Annotated in this window: 1 protein-coding gene; it reads right to left on the reverse strand. The window is 51.7% G+C overall.

Going from position 1 to position 333, the window contains the following annotated elements; translation table 11 throughout:
- On the reverse strand, nucleotides 1–333 hold a 333-nt coding region (locus tag J0A66_RS22330), incomplete at both ends, for an ABC transporter permease (protein WP_206576021.1).

Raw genomic sequence — 333 nt, forward strand, 5'->3', positions numbered from 1 at the left:
GGCCTGAATACTATCCAGGTTTGCCCCCGCTGCAGGTCTGAACATAATATCGATATTCTCGGTCACCCGGCTGCCTGCCAGCGATGCCATGGTGGAGAAGGGCGCGATAATGTAGTTATCCTGGTCAAAACCGAACAGTGAACCTCGCTCTTCTGCTACGCCGATAATGCGAAACCACTCCCCGGACAGACTAATAAATTCGCCTATGGGGTTTTCGGGCAGCTTAAGCTTTTTACGTGTTGACTCACCAATAAACACCACGCGGCGGCGCCTGTCATCGTCTGTACTACGAATAAACCGCCCCTGCTGGGGATACACTTTAATGACTTTCTG

It is taken from the genome of Bowmanella dokdonensis, assembly GCF_017254865.1.
In the GTDB taxonomy this organism is placed as follows: Bacteria; Pseudomonadota; Gammaproteobacteria; order Enterobacterales; family Alteromonadaceae; genus Bowmanella; species Bowmanella dokdonensis.